Raw genomic sequence first — 16,635 nt, forward strand, 5'->3', positions numbered from 1 at the left:
GTGCCGTTCTTCTCCCTGAAGCAAAATCTCCCTTAGCGACCCCACAACCGATTCAGCAGATTCGTCTTGCGCTGATCGAAGGTGCGCCATTCGCCCCAGCCGGCTTCGTTCGACACCGGGTCATACGCGTGGCCATACCAGCCCGCCGTATCGCCGGACTCCGGATTGATCGACCAGTAACACCCCTCGATGTTCTTGCTGACCATGTAGTTCACGAACGCATCCTGCCACTGCGCATCCACGCCCGGGGTGATGTGACTCCAACGATCGCGGTCGCGGATGCTGGCCTGGCCCTGCGGCCAATCCAGGTTGCCGCCGAACTCGCCGACCACGATGGCGTAGCCCTGCTGTTTGAGATAGCCGAAGTGCTCTTCCCAACCGGCGGCGAGCTGCGTCGGATTGATCACGATGTTGCAGTTCGCATCGCCAGCCTCATCGCCTTCCAGGCCGGCGCATTGCGGCTGTGCCGGATCCATGAACATCCGCTGCACGAACACCGACGGACCGTAGGTGTGCGGTGAGAACACCAGCCGCTCTTTGGGAATATTGATCGGATTGGCGCCGGCCTCGAACAGGTTCTCACCCCAGTTCGGATTGGACGCCGCCGCGCCGTGCGGTACTTGAGTGGTGGTGTTCGGCGTGCCGTCCTGCGTGCCGGCGACCGTGCCGATGCCCTGCACGAACAACAACGTGTTCGGGTTCACTGCGTTGATCGCCGTATAAGCGGATTCAACCAGCGTTTTCCACTCGGCCCACGTGTAGTCGTGCGGCTCGTTGAAGATGTCGATGCCGATGATGTTATCCACGCCCAGTTGCGTGCCGAGGCCCGCCAGCGTGCGCAGGTTATCCAGCCACAGCGTCTGGTTGTACGGATGCGTCGTCGTCACCGTGCTCGGATTGCCGCTGGCCGCGCAGGAATAGTTCTCGCGCGTGAAGTCATAGTTGTCGCGAGTGGCGTCGACCCAAGGTGGACGTGCGTCGAGGCGGCCCTTTCTCCAGCCGACGTAGTTGGAGCAGGAGTGCACGTCGAGCATGACCTCGATGTTGTTCTGATCCGCCGCTCGGATGAACTGCTCCAGCGCCAGCCGTGAGTTGGCGACGCGCACCGACTGATGATTCTTCAGGTACGGATCGCGGCCCTGCGGATCGTTGGCGTTGAGAGTCTGCGGCACGACGGGCAAGCGGATGACGTTGATGCCCATGCCGCTGATCTCGGTCATCGTCTGTTGAATCGTGCGGCCGGTGCCGGAGCCGCCGTTCGCCCAGAAGGTGTTGCCGATGTATTGCTCCATCGGTGCGCCGCTCGGATTGGTGGGATCGTCCGAAGGCTCATGACGTCCTTCCAAACCGAACCAGGATCCGCAGCGGACCGGGAACGCCGTGCCATTCTTGGTGATGCGGCCGGTGGGATCGACTCGGAACACCGCGCCGCCCGGGCTCGTCGTCCGCGTGACCGTGATCGCCGCCGAGGTGTAGCCCGATGCAGCCGCCGTGAACGTCGACGTTGCTGTGCCTGTTCCCGCAGCGGCGGTGAAAGTCACATTGACGCCCGTGTTCCAGTTCGAGCTGGTGAGCGTGACGCTCGTGGGCGAGTGCGTGATCGCCGTGCTGCCAGAGCGCGTGATCGTCACGGGCACCGTGCTCGTGGGCGCCGCACTCAAGCGAATCGATGACGTGCCGCTCGCGCCACCCGCCAGCGACAACGTGCTGGGAGTCGCGGTGATCGACAGCGTCGGCGTTCCCTGGATCGTGAACGGTACCGCGGCAGTCGCCGTACTCAACGACGGCGAACCGTTGTCGAATGCGGTGGCTTGCGCCGTGTGGTTGCCGGAGGCGAGGCCCGTCGCATTGAAGCTGTAGGGCGAGCTCGTGTCGGTGGCCACAAGGTTGCCATCCACGCGGAACTCGACGCGAGTGACAGCGCCGCCCGGATCGCTAGCCGTAGCGGCGAGCGTCACGGCCGAACCCGCAGGGAATATCTGTCCGCTGGTCGGGCTGGTCAGGCTGACGGTCGGAGCCGTGTTGCCGGTGCCGCCGCCCGTGCAGGCAGTGCCATTCAACGTGAAGCCGCTCGGTGCGGAGTTCGTCGTGGTGAACGTGCCGTTGAAGCCGATGTTGAACGTAGCGCCGCTGCCGATGGCTTGCCACGACGCGTTGCTGGACGCCGTGACCTGCGCGCTGCCGGTCGGCTGTGAGAACGACACCGGCCAACCGTTCTGGATGCGCTCGCCGTTCTGGAATGTGAATACCAGGGTCCAGTTCGTGAGTGCCGGGCCGGTGTTGAGGATGGCGATGTTGGCGCCGTAGCCATTACCGCCCTCCCAACTCTTCGTATAAGTAACCTGGCACGCCGCAGCCTGCGCAAAGGCGCCGGGCGACGCCGCCAGATAACAAATGGCCACTGCGATGAACGATAGGATCCAGCGCAATAGCGCTGGATCCCGAACATAAGAATGTGAACGAAGCATGATCTCCTCCGTGTTGCTGCTTCAGAACGTGCCGGTTTGCGTGTACTGCGTGCCGCCGCTGGTGTAGGTCACCGTCCAGGTGTCGCCAGCGGTGGGATGAGCCGTGCCCGTGCCGCCGAATTGCGCGGCCAGGGTGCGGTTCGTCCCAGCGCTGAGCGTCACTCCCGACGCGAGCGTGTACTGATAAGTGATCGCCGAGGTCGTGCTCGAATTGCTTTGCTGGATCTGGCTGCCGAGCGTGTTGTACTGACCGCTGACGCTGACACCCTGAGTTCTCTGCACGACGATCGTCGCGGACAGCGCAGTGACCGGGGCCGTGTTGGCCAGACGCAGCTGCAGTTCGTTGTAGTACGGGCTGTTCGCGGCCACCGCGGGCGTCACTGTTACTCCGCCATTACCGGTCGTCGGCGGCGTCACCTGCAGGAACGCGCTCTGGATATCTGCTGAAGTTTGTGAGTACACGCGATTGGCGGTCGCGCTGCTCTGTGGGACAACCTGGCTCTGCGCATTGAGTACGCCGATGCGGACTGCGCCGTTAGCGGCATTCACAGCTTGAGCTAGCGCCAATGGCCAAGCAGTAGCGGCGGCGTTGGACGACGTGATGACCAGCGGGCTCGTTGGCCAGTATGCGTCCTGACCGCTGCCGTTGACGGTGCGAACGGATACGCGATCGCCGACTGTGAGCGTGCGCGACTCCGAAGTCAGCGGGCCGAGATCGAACCACTGCGACGCGACCGCGGGTGCATGAACGAACGTGCGCGTTGCGCTATCGGAAGATCCGCCGCCCGACACGACCAATGAAACGGTGACGTTCGCGGATGCCTGCGGATTCCCCAAGGTCAGGGTTGCGACCGACTGGGTGGCGTTGGTGAGCGTGTAGAGCGACGGATTCTGCGAGCTGACGCTCCATTGATAGCTCAGGTTCGATCCAGTCGAGCTGCGCCCATCGAGCGTGAGCGAGCCGGCCCCCTGGAACTCGGCCACGTCGGGCGACAGAGCGATCTGCGCATCGACGGTCGGTGTGTTGCCGCCTTGGAACATGGCGTCGATGCAGCCGTGGAAACGTTCGTACGTCCACTGATTGCGACCCCACTCGGCGTAGATCACATGCCGGCCGCTGCGCGCCGGAACGTTACACCGCGTTTGGAAGGTCGCGGCGCCCGGATTGGGAATCACATCCGGATTGGCGTTGGGCGTCGCGTCGTTGTAGTTGAGGACGCAGAACGGCGCATCCTCGAAATCGCTGAACGACAGCGCCCGGCCGGTCTGGAACACGAAACTGGGCTTGGTGATCCAGTAGCGGAACTCCTGCGTATCCGAGAAGTGCGGGCCCCACGAGATGTTCCAGGTGAACGTTTTCGACCCGGCCGTCATCGGCACCGTCGGCCAGTTGATCGGCTGATCCCATGGGGTTGCATTGCCGTTCCAGGTTTCCGAGTTGAAGCTGCAAACGTTCGAGCGCACGCCGACGCCGGCGCGGCCGGTCGTGTGCGTGAGCACGCTCATGAAGCTGTAACCGGCATTGGGATCGACGCCGGTGGCGCTGAATGCCTGGCCGCAGACCGGGTACTGCGCAGTGCCGTTGGCAACTTGATCGGGTTTGGTGATCGCGCCACAGAACCAGTTGCGCGAGGGTGGGTCCTGAATCAGTCCGTGCCCGTAAGCGCCGCCGATCATCATCAGCAGCCCTGCGAGCAGCATCGTCCGTAACACGTCGAGCTTCATACATCCTCCGTTGAACATCTGAAGTCCCCCTCGCTTGTCAGATCAGACCCGGCGCACGAGGCGACGCCGGGTCTGAAGCTTTGTTTCCTAAAGTGGCGGATAAGCGTTCTGCAGCAACTGCTGGAATTGCGCCGGGAACCAGTGCCCGGACAGCGGCGCATTCGGCAGCGCTCCAGTCATGTTGTTGTTATTGCGCGGGTTGCCGCCGTACGTCGGATCGCACATACGGTCGAAGCCCTTGCCTTCGTCGTTGGGAATCTCCTCGCTCGCGCCGTCGGACTCGCCGGGCGGCTTGATCCAGACGTACGCATCGATGCCGGACGCAGGAGCTGCGCGCGGACGCTCACCCAGACCCGCGCCACTCGGATTGCACCAATTGCCTTTGTGAATGCGGCGATCGATGCGCGAGGCGTTGATGCGAGTGTTGAGATCCGTTGCGGTGCTCGGGCCGGTCGGTCGATTCGGACCGCCCCAACCGTTGCGCGAGGTATCGATCAGCATGCCGATGTTTGCATCGAAGCCGGCCTGGACCGCGCGCTGGCGGAACGCCTGCGCGTACGTCAGCTCATCGTTGAATTGATTCCAGTCGATCCAGGTCGACGGACGCGTGGTGCTGTCGACGACGATGTATGGCTCCTGCAACGCCGAGGTGTTCGCGGTGTTGGTGATGAAGCCGTGCACATTCGCGAGCGTGCTGCCAGAAGCAGTCGCCGCCGTGCGCATCATATCGACGGACGGGCCGAAGTTCGTATCCCAGCCGAGCCAGCCGTGGTGGCCGGCGTCGACGTAGTTATAAACATTCGGGATCGCGCCGAAGGTCGCGAGCGCGTAGCCGACGCCGTCGACGTAGCCGCGATTCTGCAGCATCGTGTCACATTGCGCGGTGCCGGTCGGGCGGCTCGTGACATTGGTCACCAGGTTCGGCAGCGAATCGATCTCGATGATCAACACGATGCGCAGGTTCGCGTACTCCGGGCGCCGCAGGATGCCGGCGATCACGTCGATGTACTCGGCCTTGTAGCGAGGCAGATCGTTGGGCCCGAGCTCACCGTTGGAGGCGAGCGCGGCGCAGTCACGGCCGGGCAGGTTGTAGATCACGATCTGGATGACCATGGGCGTCGCGCCGTTCGCTTGATCCTGCGTCAGCGCTTCGTTCAAGTGATCGGCCAGGCCCATGCTGCCGGTCGTCGGGCTGCCATTGCCGGCGATCGAGCTGATGCGATCCATCCACACGCCGGTGGGCTGCATGGCGATGGCGCTGCCGCCGGATGCGGCGGCATTCGCGCGCCACTGCGGATTGTTATAAACGCCCGAGCTGAGATAAGGATTGTCAACGCGACCGGTCACGACGCCGCTGCGTGTTACAGCCACTGTCGCCGATGTGTAGCCAGTTGCCGCGGCGGTGAACGTCGAGGTTGCGGCAGCTGTGCCACTGGCGGCGCTAAACGTCACCGTCACGCCGGTTTGCCAGTTGCTGCTGGTGAACGTGATGGACGTCGGGCTCGCGGTGATCGCTGTGCTGCCCGAGCGGGTGAGGGCGACTGTCACGTTGCTCGTGGGCGCGGCGTTGAGTCGCAGCGTTGCCGTGCCGCTTGCGCCTCCTGCGACTGTCAGCGACGTGGGGCTCGCTGTGATCGTGGGCTGAACCGTTCCTTGAATCGTAAATGGCACAGCAGCCGTTGCCGTGCTCAGCGCCGGCGAGCCATTGTCGAATGCGGTGGCTTGCGCGGTGTGGCTGCCGGAAGCAAGGCCGCTCACGTTGAAGCTGTAGGGCGAGCTGGTGTCCGTATTCACCAGGTTGCCATCGACTCGAAACTCGACGCGACTCACCGCGCCGCCTGGATCGCTGGCGTTAGCGGCGAGCGTGACGGTCGAGCCGGCGGGAAATGTTTGACCGCCGGTCGGGCTGGTCAGGCTGACGATGGGCGCCGTGTTGCCGGTGCCGCCGCCGTTGCAGGCCGTGCCGTTCAGCGTGAAGTTGGTGGGCGTCGAGTTCGTCGTCGTGAACGTGCCGTTGAAGCCGGCAGTAAAGGTCGCGCCGCTGCCGATGCTCTGATTCCACGCGGCGTTGCTGGAGACTGTCACCACAGCACTGCCGGAAGGCTGCACGAACGCGACGGGCCAGCCGTTCTGGATGCGCTCGCCGTTGGCGAACGTGAATTGCAGCGTCCAGCCGTTGCTGATCGCCGGACCGGTATTCAGGATGGCGATGTTGGCGCCGAAGCCGGTGCCGCCTTCCCAACTCTTGGTGTAAGTGACCTGGCAGCCAGCTGCCTGAGCGAATGCTTGTGAAGTGAGCCCGAGACTGCAGATCAGCAGCAGGGCAAAAAACCAGCGCGCAGCAGGTCCTTCGGACCTTTGTCGTCCTTCCATGATACGACCCCCTGAGAGACATTCCATTGTTCGAGCCGGCGCGAACATGGGGCAATTGGCCAACGCTGTCAACATGGAAATAATTGCCATTCGAGCCAATGCGAGACATGAACGTCGCAACCTGCGCGACTCGTTTTCAAGAAAATCAGTGCACTTATTCGGTGCTCGAACGAGTCATTGCGGAGTCAATTGCGGGGCATCGCGGACTGCGTCGCGGGCGGTCTCTTCGGTGCGGGTTTGTTGACTTTCGCGCGCGTCGCGATAAGGGCCGATTCTTTGCAGGCCGGGAGCGCGTCGTTACACTCCGACGCTTGCCTTCATCGAACAGGGGAACGCCATGAGCCGGGATCTGCAATCCGATATCGCCAACGTGTTCTCGCGCATGGAGCTGAACCGACGCCACATGATGGCCAGCAGCCTGGCGGCCGCCGGTTTCGCGCTCGCCGTGCAGCCGATCGGCGCAGCCACCATCACTACCGACACGACCGGCCTGGATGCGGGCGACGTGAAGATTCCGGTCGGCGACGAGACTATCCCGGGCTATCGCGCCATGCCGGCCAAGGGCGGACCGTTCCCGGTCATCCTGGTCGTGCAGGAAATCTTCGGCGTGCACGAGCACATCAAGGATATTTGCCGTCGCTTCGCCAAGCAGGGCTATTTCGCGATCGCGCCCGAGCTGTATTACCGCCAGGGCGATGTTTCCAAGCTCAAGTCCATCGACGAGATCCGGCCCATTGTCGCCAAAGTGCCCGATGCGCAGGTGATGGCGGACCTGGACGCGGCCGTGGAACTGGCGCAGAAGTCCGGCAAGGGCGATACCGCGAAGCTCGGCGTCACCGGGTTCTGTTGGGGCGGGCGCATCGTGTGGTTGTATGCCGAGCACAGCAAGCAGCTCAAAGCAGGCGTGGCCTGGTACGGCCGGCTGGTCGGCGATCCCAGCGAGAATCAGCCGAAACATCCGGTCAACATCGCCGCCGATTTGAAAGCGCCGGTGCTCGGTCTGTACGGCGGCAAGGATCAGGGCATTCCGCTCGACACCGTCGAGCAGATGCGCACGGCGCTCAAGAAGGCCAAGGTGCCCTCGGAGATCGTCGTGTATCCGGAGGCGCCGCATGCGTTCTTCGCCGACTATCGGCCGTCGTACGTCGAAGCCGATGCCAAGGACGCCTGGCAAAAAGCGCTGGCGTGGTTCAAGAAGAACGGCGTGGCCTGATCGGTAACTGCTTCGGCGGAGGATTCGGATGAAGTGTCGCTGGCTCGTGGCTGCCGCTTGTGCGTCGGTATTGCTCGGAACGTCGCTCGAGGCCGCGGAGAGCTCCGCTGCCAATGTGATCGAGCGTTACGACCTGCAGGAGGCCGATACTCCAGTCAAGGAGCGCAAGGGCTGGCGCAAGCCCAAGCGCATTCTGGTTGGCGGCATGGCGTCGCGGCTCGGTGCGGAGCTGAAAGCCGCTGCGCCGGACGTTGAATTCATCGCCGCGGGCACGCCCGAGGCCAAAGCCAAGATCGCGAGCATCGACGCCGTCTTCGGTTTCTGCGACGCCGACACGCTCAGCGCCGGTAAATCCATTCAATGGATTCAGATGGTGACCGCCGGTGTCGAGAACTGCGTGTCCCTGCCGGCCATCAAGGAAAGAAACATCCTGGTCACCAACATGCAGCGCATCGCCGGCCCGATCATCGCCGAGCATGTGATCGCGATGACAATGGCGCTCGCTCGCGGCCTCGATGTGTACATTCCCGCGCAAGCGCAAGGCCAATGGATTCCGCGCCTCCCGCCCGGTCGCGCGACCACCGTCGATGGCAAAACGATGTTGGTTGTCGGTCTCGGCGGCATCGGCAGCGAAGTAGCCAAGCGCGCACATGCGCTCGGCATGAAAGTCACAGCGACGCGCAACAGCGGCCGCAGCGGTCCTGACTTTGTGAGCTATGTCGGTTTATCGGACGAGCTGCCCAAGCTCGCCGCCGAAGCTGATTTCGTCGTGAACACCGCGCCACTCACGCCGCAAACCAAAGGAATGTTCAACGCGGCCTTCTTCGGGAAGATGAAGCCGACGGCGTACTTCATCAACATTGCGCGCGGCGGCAGTGTCGTGACCTCGGATCTGGTCGATGCGCTCAACAACAAGACAATTGCGGGCGCCGCGCTCGATGTCACCGATCCCGAGCCGCTGCCCGCCGGGCATCCGCTGTGGAAGGCGCCGAATCTCATCCTCACGCCGCACGTGTCGGCCGACTCGGACCTGGGCAGCGGCGCGCAGCTGGCGGTCGTGCGCGAGAATCTGAAGCGGTATTCGGCGGGCGACAAGATGCTGTCGGTGGTCGACGTAACGCGAGGCTATTGAGCGCCGATAGCGCTCCTCTTCGGAACCGGCTGCGTGGTGCGAGCGTTTCGCCGACATCGCACCCTTTTGCATTTTTGCCAGCCCCGCCAGCGATCATGACCCTGCCCGCTGCCCCATCGACTTTGCTCCAGCCCGGCCGCAATTGCTGGCGCGTGGAGAAGGCGCAGCGCGCGGCGTTTCTGGTCGACGGCGACGATTACTTCCGCGCCTTCGTCGAAGCCGCGCGCAAGGCGAAGCGCTCCATCCTGATCTCGGGCTGGGATTTCCACAGCCGCACGCGCCTGCTGTGCCGTGATCGGAAGGATTGCGAGCTGGAGCTGGGCGATTTCTTGAACGAGCTGGCGCGTCGCAACCGCCACCTGCATATCCACATCCTGATCTGGGACTACCCGGTGATTTTCGGACTGGATCGCGAGTGGGCGCCGTTCTACGGCCTGGGCTGGAAGCCGTACCGACGCGTGCATTTCCGCTACGACAACACCCATCCCACCGGCGGCTCGCATCATCAGAAGATCGTGGTGATCGACGACGCGGTCGCCTTCAACGGCGGCATCGATCTGACCTATCGACGCTGGGATACCAACGATCACTCGCCCGACAACGAGTATCGACAGGTCAAAGGCACCGCTTATCCGCCGTTTCACGATTTGATGATGGCGGTGGAAGGCGACGTTGCGAGGTCGTTGGGCGATATCGTGCGCGAACGCTGGCGCAAGGCGACGGGCGAGGTGCTGCAGCCGCCGGCGGCGCAGCGGCGTGTGTTCCGCCGCAAAGCGGCCGCGGAGGAAATGAAAACATCGCGTTGGCCGCAGTCGCTGGCGGCACATCTCAACGATGTAGAGGTCGGCATCTCTCGCACGGCGCCCGCGGTCAACGGCGATCCCGGCGTCAGAGAAATCGAAGCGCTGTATCTCGACATGATCGCTGCCGCCAGGAACAGCATCTATATCGAGAATCAGTATTTCACCGCCGACAAGGTCGGCGATGCGTTGGCCGCGCGGCTCGCCGAGCCCGACGGTCCCGAGATCATCGTCGTGTTGCGCGAGCTGAGCCATGGCTGGCTGGAAGAGCTCACCATGCAGACGCTGCGCACGCGCCTGGTCCAGAAATTGCGCGAGGCCGATAAATACAATCGTTTCCGCGCCTGCTATCCCTTCATCGCCGGATTGAAGGAAGGCACCTGCATCGACGTTCATTCCAAGATGATCGTGATCGACGACGACCTGGTGCGGATCGGCTCCGCGAATCTGGCGAATCGTTCGATGGGCATGGATACGGAGTGCGATCTGACTATCGAGGCGCGCGGGCGCAAAGACATACAAGAGCAGATCCGCGGTCTGCGTTCGTTGCTGTTGGCGGAGCACCTGGGCTTCGAAGTGCAGCAGGTGAGTGAAGCGATCGCGACTGCCGGCAACCTGCGCGATGCGATGGATCGGCTGCATCGCGAGGACCGCACGCTGAAACCGCTGAATGAATTGCCGCAGGTTTCCGACACGCTGCTGAATGTCATCAGCGTCGCCGATCCGGAAAAGCCGGTCGGGCTCGCGGACCTGGCGCAGATCTTCAGTCCGCGCAGCCCCGAGGCGAGCATGGCGGACGCAAATCCTGGCGCGTTCGTGACCGATCGTTCGGAACAGATCGAGCCGTCGGAAGAGTTCGGCGCCGGCCCTGCGTGGGGCAAGATCGCCGGAATCGCGCTCGTCGTGATTGCACTGACCGCGCTGTGGAAGCTCACGCCGCTGCACGTGTATCTCGAAGGCAATCGCATCATGGGTTGGGCCCGAGAGGTCGGCCAGACCTGGTGGGTGCCGATCCTGACGGTGCTCGCGTTCACGCCGGCGTCGTATGTGATGTTTCCAAGACCGCTCATCACTTTGTTTGCTGTCATTGCGTACGGACCCATCTGGGGGTTCGTCATCGCCATGACCGGCATCCAGGTCGCCGCGTGGTCGTCGTACGTTGCGGGCAAGCGGCTCGATCCCGTGACCGTGCGACGCATGGCCGGCGCGAAGCTGGACAAGATTCTGCAGGTGCTGCGTCGTCGCGGCCTGCTGGCGATGACTGCGCTGAGGCTGGTGCCGCTGGCGCCCTTCGCCGTCGAAGGGGTGGTGGCGGGCGCGATCCGCATGCGCCTGTGGGAGTTCTTGCTAGGGACGGCGATCGGTATCCTGCCAGGCACGCTCACCTCGACGGTGTTCGGCGATCAGCTCTCGACCTGGCTGGATGATCCTCGCCGCATCAACTATTGGGCGATCGCGTTGGTGCTGATTCTGCTCGGCGGCGCCACCTGGCTGGTGCGGCGCTGGCTGCTATCGGCAGCCTCGACGTCCTCGCGACATGGCGTCAGCGACCCGCGCGCTGTCTGAAGCCGAAGTCCCGGCCGAAGCGGTCGAGGCGCCCGCGCCCGGCGTGCGCCGGATTTCCATCGGCTCGTACAATATTCATAGCTGCGTGGGACTCGATCGGCACCGCTCGCCCTCGCGCATCGCCGATGTGCTCAGAGAGTTGGACTGCGACATCTATGCTTTGCAGGAAGTCGATAACGAGCCCGGCGACGAAGAGGACTCGAAACAGCTGGAATATTTATCCGAAGCGATGCACATGGCCGCGATTCCCGGGCTGCGCATCGTGCGACACAGTGGCGAGTACGGCAACGCGTTGCTGACTCGATTTCCCGTCGTCAGCGTGCACCGACACGATCTGAGCTATGGCAAATGGTTGGAGCCGCGGGGCGCAATCGATGTCGAGCTGGATGTCGGTGGCCGCGCGTTACGTGTGATCGCCACGCATCTTGGGCTCAGCCGATCGGAGCGCCGCTTCCAATGGCGGCAGTTGCTGGCGGCGATCGCTGCGTCACCGCCCGAACATCCCACCGTCGTGCTCGGCGACATGAATGAATGGTTTCCGCGCGCGGGCACGCTGCGAGACGCGCACAAGATTCTGGGTGAAGCGCTGGCGCCGCCGGAGTTTCCGTCGTTCTGGCCGTTCCTGGCGCTGACCCGGATCTGGGTGCGGCCGGTGCAGGCCATCGTTTCGGTGAAAGCGCACAGCACGCCGCTCGCCAAGCGAGCATCGGATCATCTGCCGCTGCGAGCGGAGATCGATGTGGAGCGCTTCGCCCTGCGCGCGCCGACTTAATGTGACGCGAGGATCCGCGACTTGCTCGTTTCGTACTGCTCTTCTGTCAGTACGCCCAGCTCGCGCAGTCGATGATGCTCGCGCATTTCGTCGCGCAGGAACTGATGAGGCGGCTGCGGCCGGGCGGCCTTCGCGGCGTTGATGCTCTTGATGAGCTCGACGAAAAATTTCTTGCCTTCACGCGCACTGCCGATTGCACCGGTCACGCTAACCAATGTCACGCCGCCGTGAACACTGGTGAATTCGAGCGATTCGGTGGTCCGTCGCAAAAACATCAGCACCGAGCCGAGCGAGGCGAGCAGGGCGGCTGCGGCGGTCAGCGGCACGGGATGAATCCATTCGGCCGCGCTCTCCGGCCATAGCATCCACAGCGCGCAAGTGGCGAGCGCGGCCAGACTGATCGCGAGCGCCAGCCAGAACCAGGCGATGTGGCGCACGATCACCGGCTTTGCATTGGCGAAACGCAGATCGAAATCGTATTTGCGCGGCTCGATGTCGGGCCGCGTGAGCTGCACGGACAGGAAATGTTCGTCGAGCAAGCCCAGTTGCGTAGTGCACCCGCGCAGTTTGCTGGCGAGCGTATAGCTCATACGCGTCGGGCGATGGGGACGTTTCTTCGGCGCGACGAGGCCGTCGTCGTCATGACCTGTATCGAGGGATATGTGTTCTGCGCGTACGCGGACAGGGCGGGGTTCGGGCTCCTGCATCGTCGTGTCTGCCACCGCGTTCACATCTGACCTCTGCATCCGACCGTCGTTGTTCTTCGAAGGGACCGGCCTCGGATGCTAGGACTGTGACGAAGTTGCAAACGAGAACGCCGTCACACTCGCGGCGTGCCCGTGAGGAATTGCGGGAGTCCCCGACGTCGAGTGTTAAATCTCACCCGCCGTTGATGTCGATGAAGCGCAGGAATTCGTTGCGGGTGCGCGCGTCTTCGCGGAAGTCGCCCAGCATCTTACTCGTGATCATCGACACGCCCCGCTTGTGCACGCCGCGCGTGGTCATGCACTGATGGATCGCATCGATCACGACTCCCACGCCACGCGGCTTGAGCACGTCATCGATACAGCGGGCGATCTGCGCGGTGAGCTTCTCCTGGACCTGGAAGCGCCGTGCGTAACCGTCGACGACACGGGCCAGCTTGCTGATGCCCACGACCTTGTTGGTGGGCAGGTAGCCCACGTGCGCACGGCCGATGATGGGCGCCATGTGATGCTCGCAGTGGGATTCGAACTCGATGTTTCGCAACACCACCATCTCGTCGTAACCGGCCACTTCCTCGAAGGTGCGGCGCAGATAGTCGGCCGGGTCGCTCAGATAGCCGGAAAACCAGTCACGATACGCGTGGACGACGCGCTTGGGCGTGTCACGCAGGCCCTCCCGCAACGGATCTTCCCCCGCCCAGCGCAACAGCGTCTCGACCGCCTCACGCGCGTCCTGTTCGCTCACCGTCGGAGTCTGCACATGGGCCTCGGGCAGGCCGTTATTGGCGGATTTCCGGGCGCGATGGCTTTTTTTCTGGCTCATGGACGCTAGGTTACCATCCTTCACCCGCAGGCATTACCATGCGCGCCTGCAGCGGTGAGTCCCTGGAGAGGAAACAATAATGCGTGCATGCCTGATCGCGACGGCTGTCCTGGGCGCTTTATCGGCGACCGGCGTGGCGCGCGCCGAGATCGTCAGCGCCGGGCCCAGCGGCTTCAATCTGCGCCACACGGCCGAGACACCGAATGTCGCGCCGCCGGTCATTTGGGCTGCGCTCGCGGATGTCGCGAAATGGTGGGATCCCGAGCACACCTACTCGGGCGATGCGCGCAATCTTTCGCTCGAGCCCTATGTGCGCGGTTGTTTCTGCGAAAAGCTGAGCTTGTATGCCGGCATCGAGCACGGCACCGTCGTGTATGCGCAGCCTGCTAAAACATTGCGAGTCAACGGCGCGCTCGGGCCATTGCAGGAATTCGGCGTCAACGGCGTGATGACCTGGCAGATCGAGTCGGCGGCGGGCGGCTCGCGGATCACGTTCACATACAACGTCGGTGGGTTCGCCGACCGGCCGCTGGCCGACTGGGCTCCCATCGTCGACGAAGTGCTCGGCGGGCAGCTGCAACGCCTGGCGCGTTACGTGACCAACGGCAATCCTGAAGCGCCCAAGCAGGAACCCTCCAAGCAGTAGTGAATTTTAAGGGGACAGATTTAAAATCTGTCCCGTCCCGGAGGATTCCCATGCGCATACGCTCCCTGATCGTCGCCGCTGTCGCCGTGCTGGTGACTGCCTGTCAGTCCGTGCAGACAACTCAGCCCGGCGCGATCGGCGTCACTCGCAAGCAGATGATGGCGGTCTCATCCGAGCAGGTGGACGAGGGCGCCAAGGTTGCTTACGACCAGGAAGTGAACAAGGCGCGCCAGGCCGGCGCGTTGAACAAGGACAAACAGGTCTACGACCGGGTGCAGAAGATTTCGCAGCGCTTGATCCCGCAGACCAGGACGTTTCGTCCCGACGCGCCCGGCTGGAAGTGGGAGGTCAACGTGCAGTCGTCCGAGGACGTGAACGCGTACTGCATGCCCGGCGGCAAGATCATGGTCTACACCGGCCTGATCGATACGATCAAACCCACCGATGCGGAGCTCGCCGCCGTCATCGGTCACGAAATCGCGCACGCGCTGCGTGAACACTCACGCGAACGTTTGTCTCGCGCCTATGCCGAACAGCTGGTGCTCGCCGGTGTTGCTGTGGCCACGGGCGCCGAAGCGACGACGATGCAAATCGCAAGTCAGGTTTCGGCTGTGACATTCACGCTGCCGCATAGTCGCGAGCAGGAAGCCGAGGCCGATCGCATCGGCCTGGAGTTGATGGCGCGCGCGGGCTATGACCCGAATGCGGCCGTCACGCTGTGGCAGAAGATGAGCAAGGCGGGCGGCGGCGGTCCGCCGGAATTCCTGAGCACCCACCCGTCCGGCGAGTCGCGCATTCGCGATCTCGAAAAGAATGTGCCGCTGGTGCTGCCGTTGTATCAGGCGGCCGCGAAGTAACCTACTGGCTGGCGGCCATCCCGATCGCAATCACGGCGACGATGATGGCCACCACCGCGGTGCCGCCCAGCCATAGCGACTGGCGGTGCAGTGAGGTGAGCGCTCGCGTCATGTTCGCGAGCTGCTGCGCCATCTCGTTGACCAGCTCGGCCTGACGCCGCTCATTTTCTTCCAGGCGCAGCACGCGCCGGATCAGCTCATCGCTGTCTTGGGGCACCGGCGCCACTTCCGGCGGCGGCATTTGTTTGGTGCGTTTCAGTAGCTCGCGCGACACGTCCACGATGGAGGGCACGAGCTGCACGATCTGTAACCAGGGTACGGCCATGGATCAAGAGTAGCAGAGACGACGAGGCCCTACCGCACCGTCATCTCCAGGCGCGATAGGGCCGGTTGCTGAACGAATGGCAGAGCGTTCTAGCTCTTGGTGCGGGCCGTGAATTCGGTCTTGCTCAGATAGCCATCGCCATTGGTGTCGGCCGAGGCGAAGCTGTCCGCCAGCGATTTGTCGGCGGCCGCTTCGGTCTTGCTCAGCTGCGCATCGCCGTTCTTGTCCAGGGAGTCGAAGGTTGCCGCGGAGGATTTCATCGAGTGATCCTTCTTGTCCTTGTCGCCGGCGAACGCAGTCACGGACAGCAGGGCCGCTGCCAGGAATGCAATCAGTTTGGTCATGATCGTCTCCTCGTTGATCGGGCTTGTTGATCCAGATAGGCGTGTCTCGTCTCATCTCTTCCCGGGCGGGGAGTGAACGCGGAGTCGTAAAACGGGGTTCCGCCGCGGGCGGAGCGCATCCTGCGGGAAGGCGCCGCCGCCGGAAAATGCCGGACATCCGCTGTAGGGCGACGGCATGCATCGACGGGGTTGCGCAAAACGAAGTATCGTCCGCCCCGGTCAAAGCTGCGTGTAGGCAGAACTTGACGAAACTTCGCAACCGACGCTTTTTTGGTGTGCCATGGTCCAGCCCATGACCTTGCCTGCTTCCGTATTGATCGTGGATGACGACCGCGAGCTGGGCCAGATGCTCACCGAGTATCTGACCGGCGAAGGCTTTCAGGTGTCCATCGTGCGCGATGGCGCCGAGGCCCTGGAGCGTCTGACCGGCGAGTCGCATCCTTTCGATCTGGTGATTCTCGACGTGATGTTGCCGTCGCTCAGCGGCTTCGAAGTGCTGCGTCGTCTGCGTCACAGCCTGTCGGTCCCAGTCATCATGTTGACGGCGCACGGCGCCGACGTGGATCGCATCGTCGGCCTGGAGTTGGGCGCCGACGACTATCTGTCGAAACCTTTCAATCCGCGCGAGCTGGTGGCTCGCGTGCGTGCCGTGCTACGGCGATTCTCGCCGCGTGATGCCGATACGCCGGCGCATCCCGTGAGCGTCGGCCCGTTGCGCCTCGATCCGGCAACATTCGAAGTCACGTTGTCCGGTCAATCGGTGCGGCTCACTGGCACCGAGCTGCGGCTGCTCGAGGTGTTGATGCGAGCGGTCGGACAAGTGCAATCGCGCGAGTCGCTGACCGAGCGAGTGCTCGGCCGCCGTCTCACGCCTTACGACCGGAGTA

At 63.4% G+C, this 16,635-nt stretch carries 14 protein-coding genes and 1 pseudogene; 7 read left to right on the plus strand and 8 right to left on the minus strand.

All coding sequences use genetic code 11. The features are described 5' to 3' along the window. Positions 1-32 precede the first annotated feature (32 nt). The 4 genes and pseudogenes from GYH35_RS15435 to GYH35_RS35470 all read right to left on the minus strand — a co-directional run. Complete coding sequence (locus GYH35_RS15435; protein WP_161810801.1) at positions 33-2,468, minus strand: cellulase family glycosylhydrolase; 2,436 nt, start codon at positions 2,466-2,468, stop codon at positions 33-35. Between the two features lie 21 nt (positions 2,469-2,489). Then, entirely contained in the window at positions 2,490-4,193 is a 1,704-nt protein-coding gene (locus tag GYH35_RS15440; RefSeq protein ID WP_161828921.1) for a lytic polysaccharide monooxygenase, read from the minus strand. 87 nt (positions 4,194-4,280) lie between these two features. Next, complete coding sequence (locus tag GYH35_RS15445) at positions 4,281-6,164, minus strand: glycoside hydrolase family 6 protein (protein WP_407700216.1); 1,884 nt, start codon at positions 6,162-6,164, stop codon at positions 4,281-4,283. Further along, positions 6,159-6,656: pseudogene (locus tag GYH35_RS35470) on the minus strand (cellulose binding domain-containing protein); the annotation flags it as partial. The gene GYH35_RS15445 and the pseudogene GYH35_RS35470, both read right to left, overlap by 6 nt. A gap of 247 nt (positions 6,657-6,903) precedes the next feature. Here GYH35_RS35470 and GYH35_RS15450 point away from each other — a divergent pair. The 4 genes from GYH35_RS15450 (at position 6,904) to GYH35_RS15465 (ending at position 12,049) form a co-directional block, all read left to right on the plus strand. Beyond that, positions 6,904-7,779, plus strand: coding sequence for a dienelactone hydrolase family protein (locus tag GYH35_RS15450; RefSeq protein ID WP_202624344.1), 876 nt, complete (start codon positions 6,904-6,906; stop codon positions 7,777-7,779). Between the two features lie 28 nt (positions 7,780-7,807). Next, positions 7,808-8,911: a D-2-hydroxyacid dehydrogenase gene (locus GYH35_RS15455; RefSeq protein WP_161810804.1), complete on the plus strand. Its 1,104-nt coding sequence runs from the start codon at positions 7,808-7,810 to the stop codon at positions 8,909-8,911. A 95-nt stretch (positions 8,912-9,006) separates the two neighbouring features. After that, a complete protein-coding gene (locus GYH35_RS15460) occupies positions 9,007-11,277 on the plus strand; it encodes a VTT domain-containing protein (RefSeq protein WP_161810805.1) in 2,271 nt (756 codons plus the stop codon). Continuing rightward, positions 11,249-12,049 (plus strand): endonuclease/exonuclease/phosphatase family protein, encoded by an 801-nt coding sequence (locus tag GYH35_RS15465; protein WP_161810806.1) that lies wholly within the window; start codon positions 11,249-11,251, stop codon positions 12,047-12,049. The genes GYH35_RS15460 and GYH35_RS15465 overlap by 29 nt, the downstream gene beginning before the upstream one ends. Here GYH35_RS15465 and GYH35_RS15470 read toward each other — a convergent pair. Together GYH35_RS15470 and folE are read right to left on the minus strand one after the other, a co-directional pair. Further along, positions 12,046-12,639 (minus strand): hypothetical protein, encoded by a 594-nt coding sequence (locus tag GYH35_RS15470; RefSeq protein ID WP_161810807.1) that lies wholly within the window; start codon positions 12,637-12,639, stop codon positions 12,046-12,048. The two genes, GYH35_RS15465 and GYH35_RS15470, sit on opposite strands and share 4 nt — an antisense overlap. 289 nt (positions 12,640-12,928) lie before the next feature. Next, on the minus strand, positions 12,929-13,576 hold the full coding sequence (folE, locus tag GYH35_RS15475) for a GTP cyclohydrolase I FolE (RefSeq protein ID WP_161810808.1): 648 nt from the start codon (positions 13,574-13,576) through the stop codon (positions 12,929-12,931). Between the two features lie 79 nt (positions 13,577-13,655). On the opposite strand from folE, the gene GYH35_RS15480 reads away from it, so the two are divergent. Together GYH35_RS15480 and GYH35_RS15485 are read left to right on the plus strand one after the other, a co-directional pair. Beyond that, the gene (locus tag GYH35_RS15480) at positions 13,656-14,222 is read left to right on the plus strand and encodes an SRPBCC family protein (RefSeq protein WP_161810809.1); all 567 of its coding nucleotides are present in this window, start codon (positions 13,656-13,658) and stop codon (positions 14,220-14,222) included. A 50-nt stretch (positions 14,223-14,272) separates the two neighbouring features. Further along, positions 14,273-15,079 carry a M48 family metallopeptidase gene (locus tag GYH35_RS15485; protein WP_161810810.1) on the plus strand — a complete coding sequence of 269 codons (807 nt, stop codon included), beginning with the start codon at positions 14,273-14,275 and terminating at the stop codon, positions 15,077-15,079. Between the two features lies 1 nt (position 15,080). Here the strand turns inward: GYH35_RS15485 and GYH35_RS15490 are convergent, their stop codons facing one another. Both GYH35_RS15490 and GYH35_RS15495 read right to left on the minus strand, forming a co-directional pair. Continuing rightward, positions 15,081-15,404 (minus strand): hypothetical protein, encoded by a 324-nt coding sequence (locus tag GYH35_RS15490; RefSeq protein ID WP_161810811.1) that lies wholly within the window; start codon positions 15,402-15,404, stop codon positions 15,081-15,083. Positions 15,405-15,493: 89 nt separating this feature from the next. Continuing rightward, positions 15,494-15,748: an EF-hand domain-containing protein gene (locus GYH35_RS15495; RefSeq protein WP_161810812.1), complete on the minus strand. Its 255-nt coding sequence runs from the start codon at positions 15,746-15,748 to the stop codon at positions 15,494-15,496. Between the two features lie 292 nt (positions 15,749-16,040). Between GYH35_RS15495 and GYH35_RS15500 the strand changes: the two genes are divergently transcribed. Next, positions 16,041-16,635 (plus strand): response regulator transcription factor (locus GYH35_RS15500; protein ID WP_235936789.1); only part of this gene is annotated, 595 nt, incomplete at its 3' end.

This window comes from Steroidobacter agaridevorans, assembly GCF_009932555.1.
GTDB classification, from domain to species: Bacteria; Pseudomonadota; Gammaproteobacteria; order Steroidobacterales; family Steroidobacteraceae; genus Steroidobacter; species Steroidobacter agaridevorans.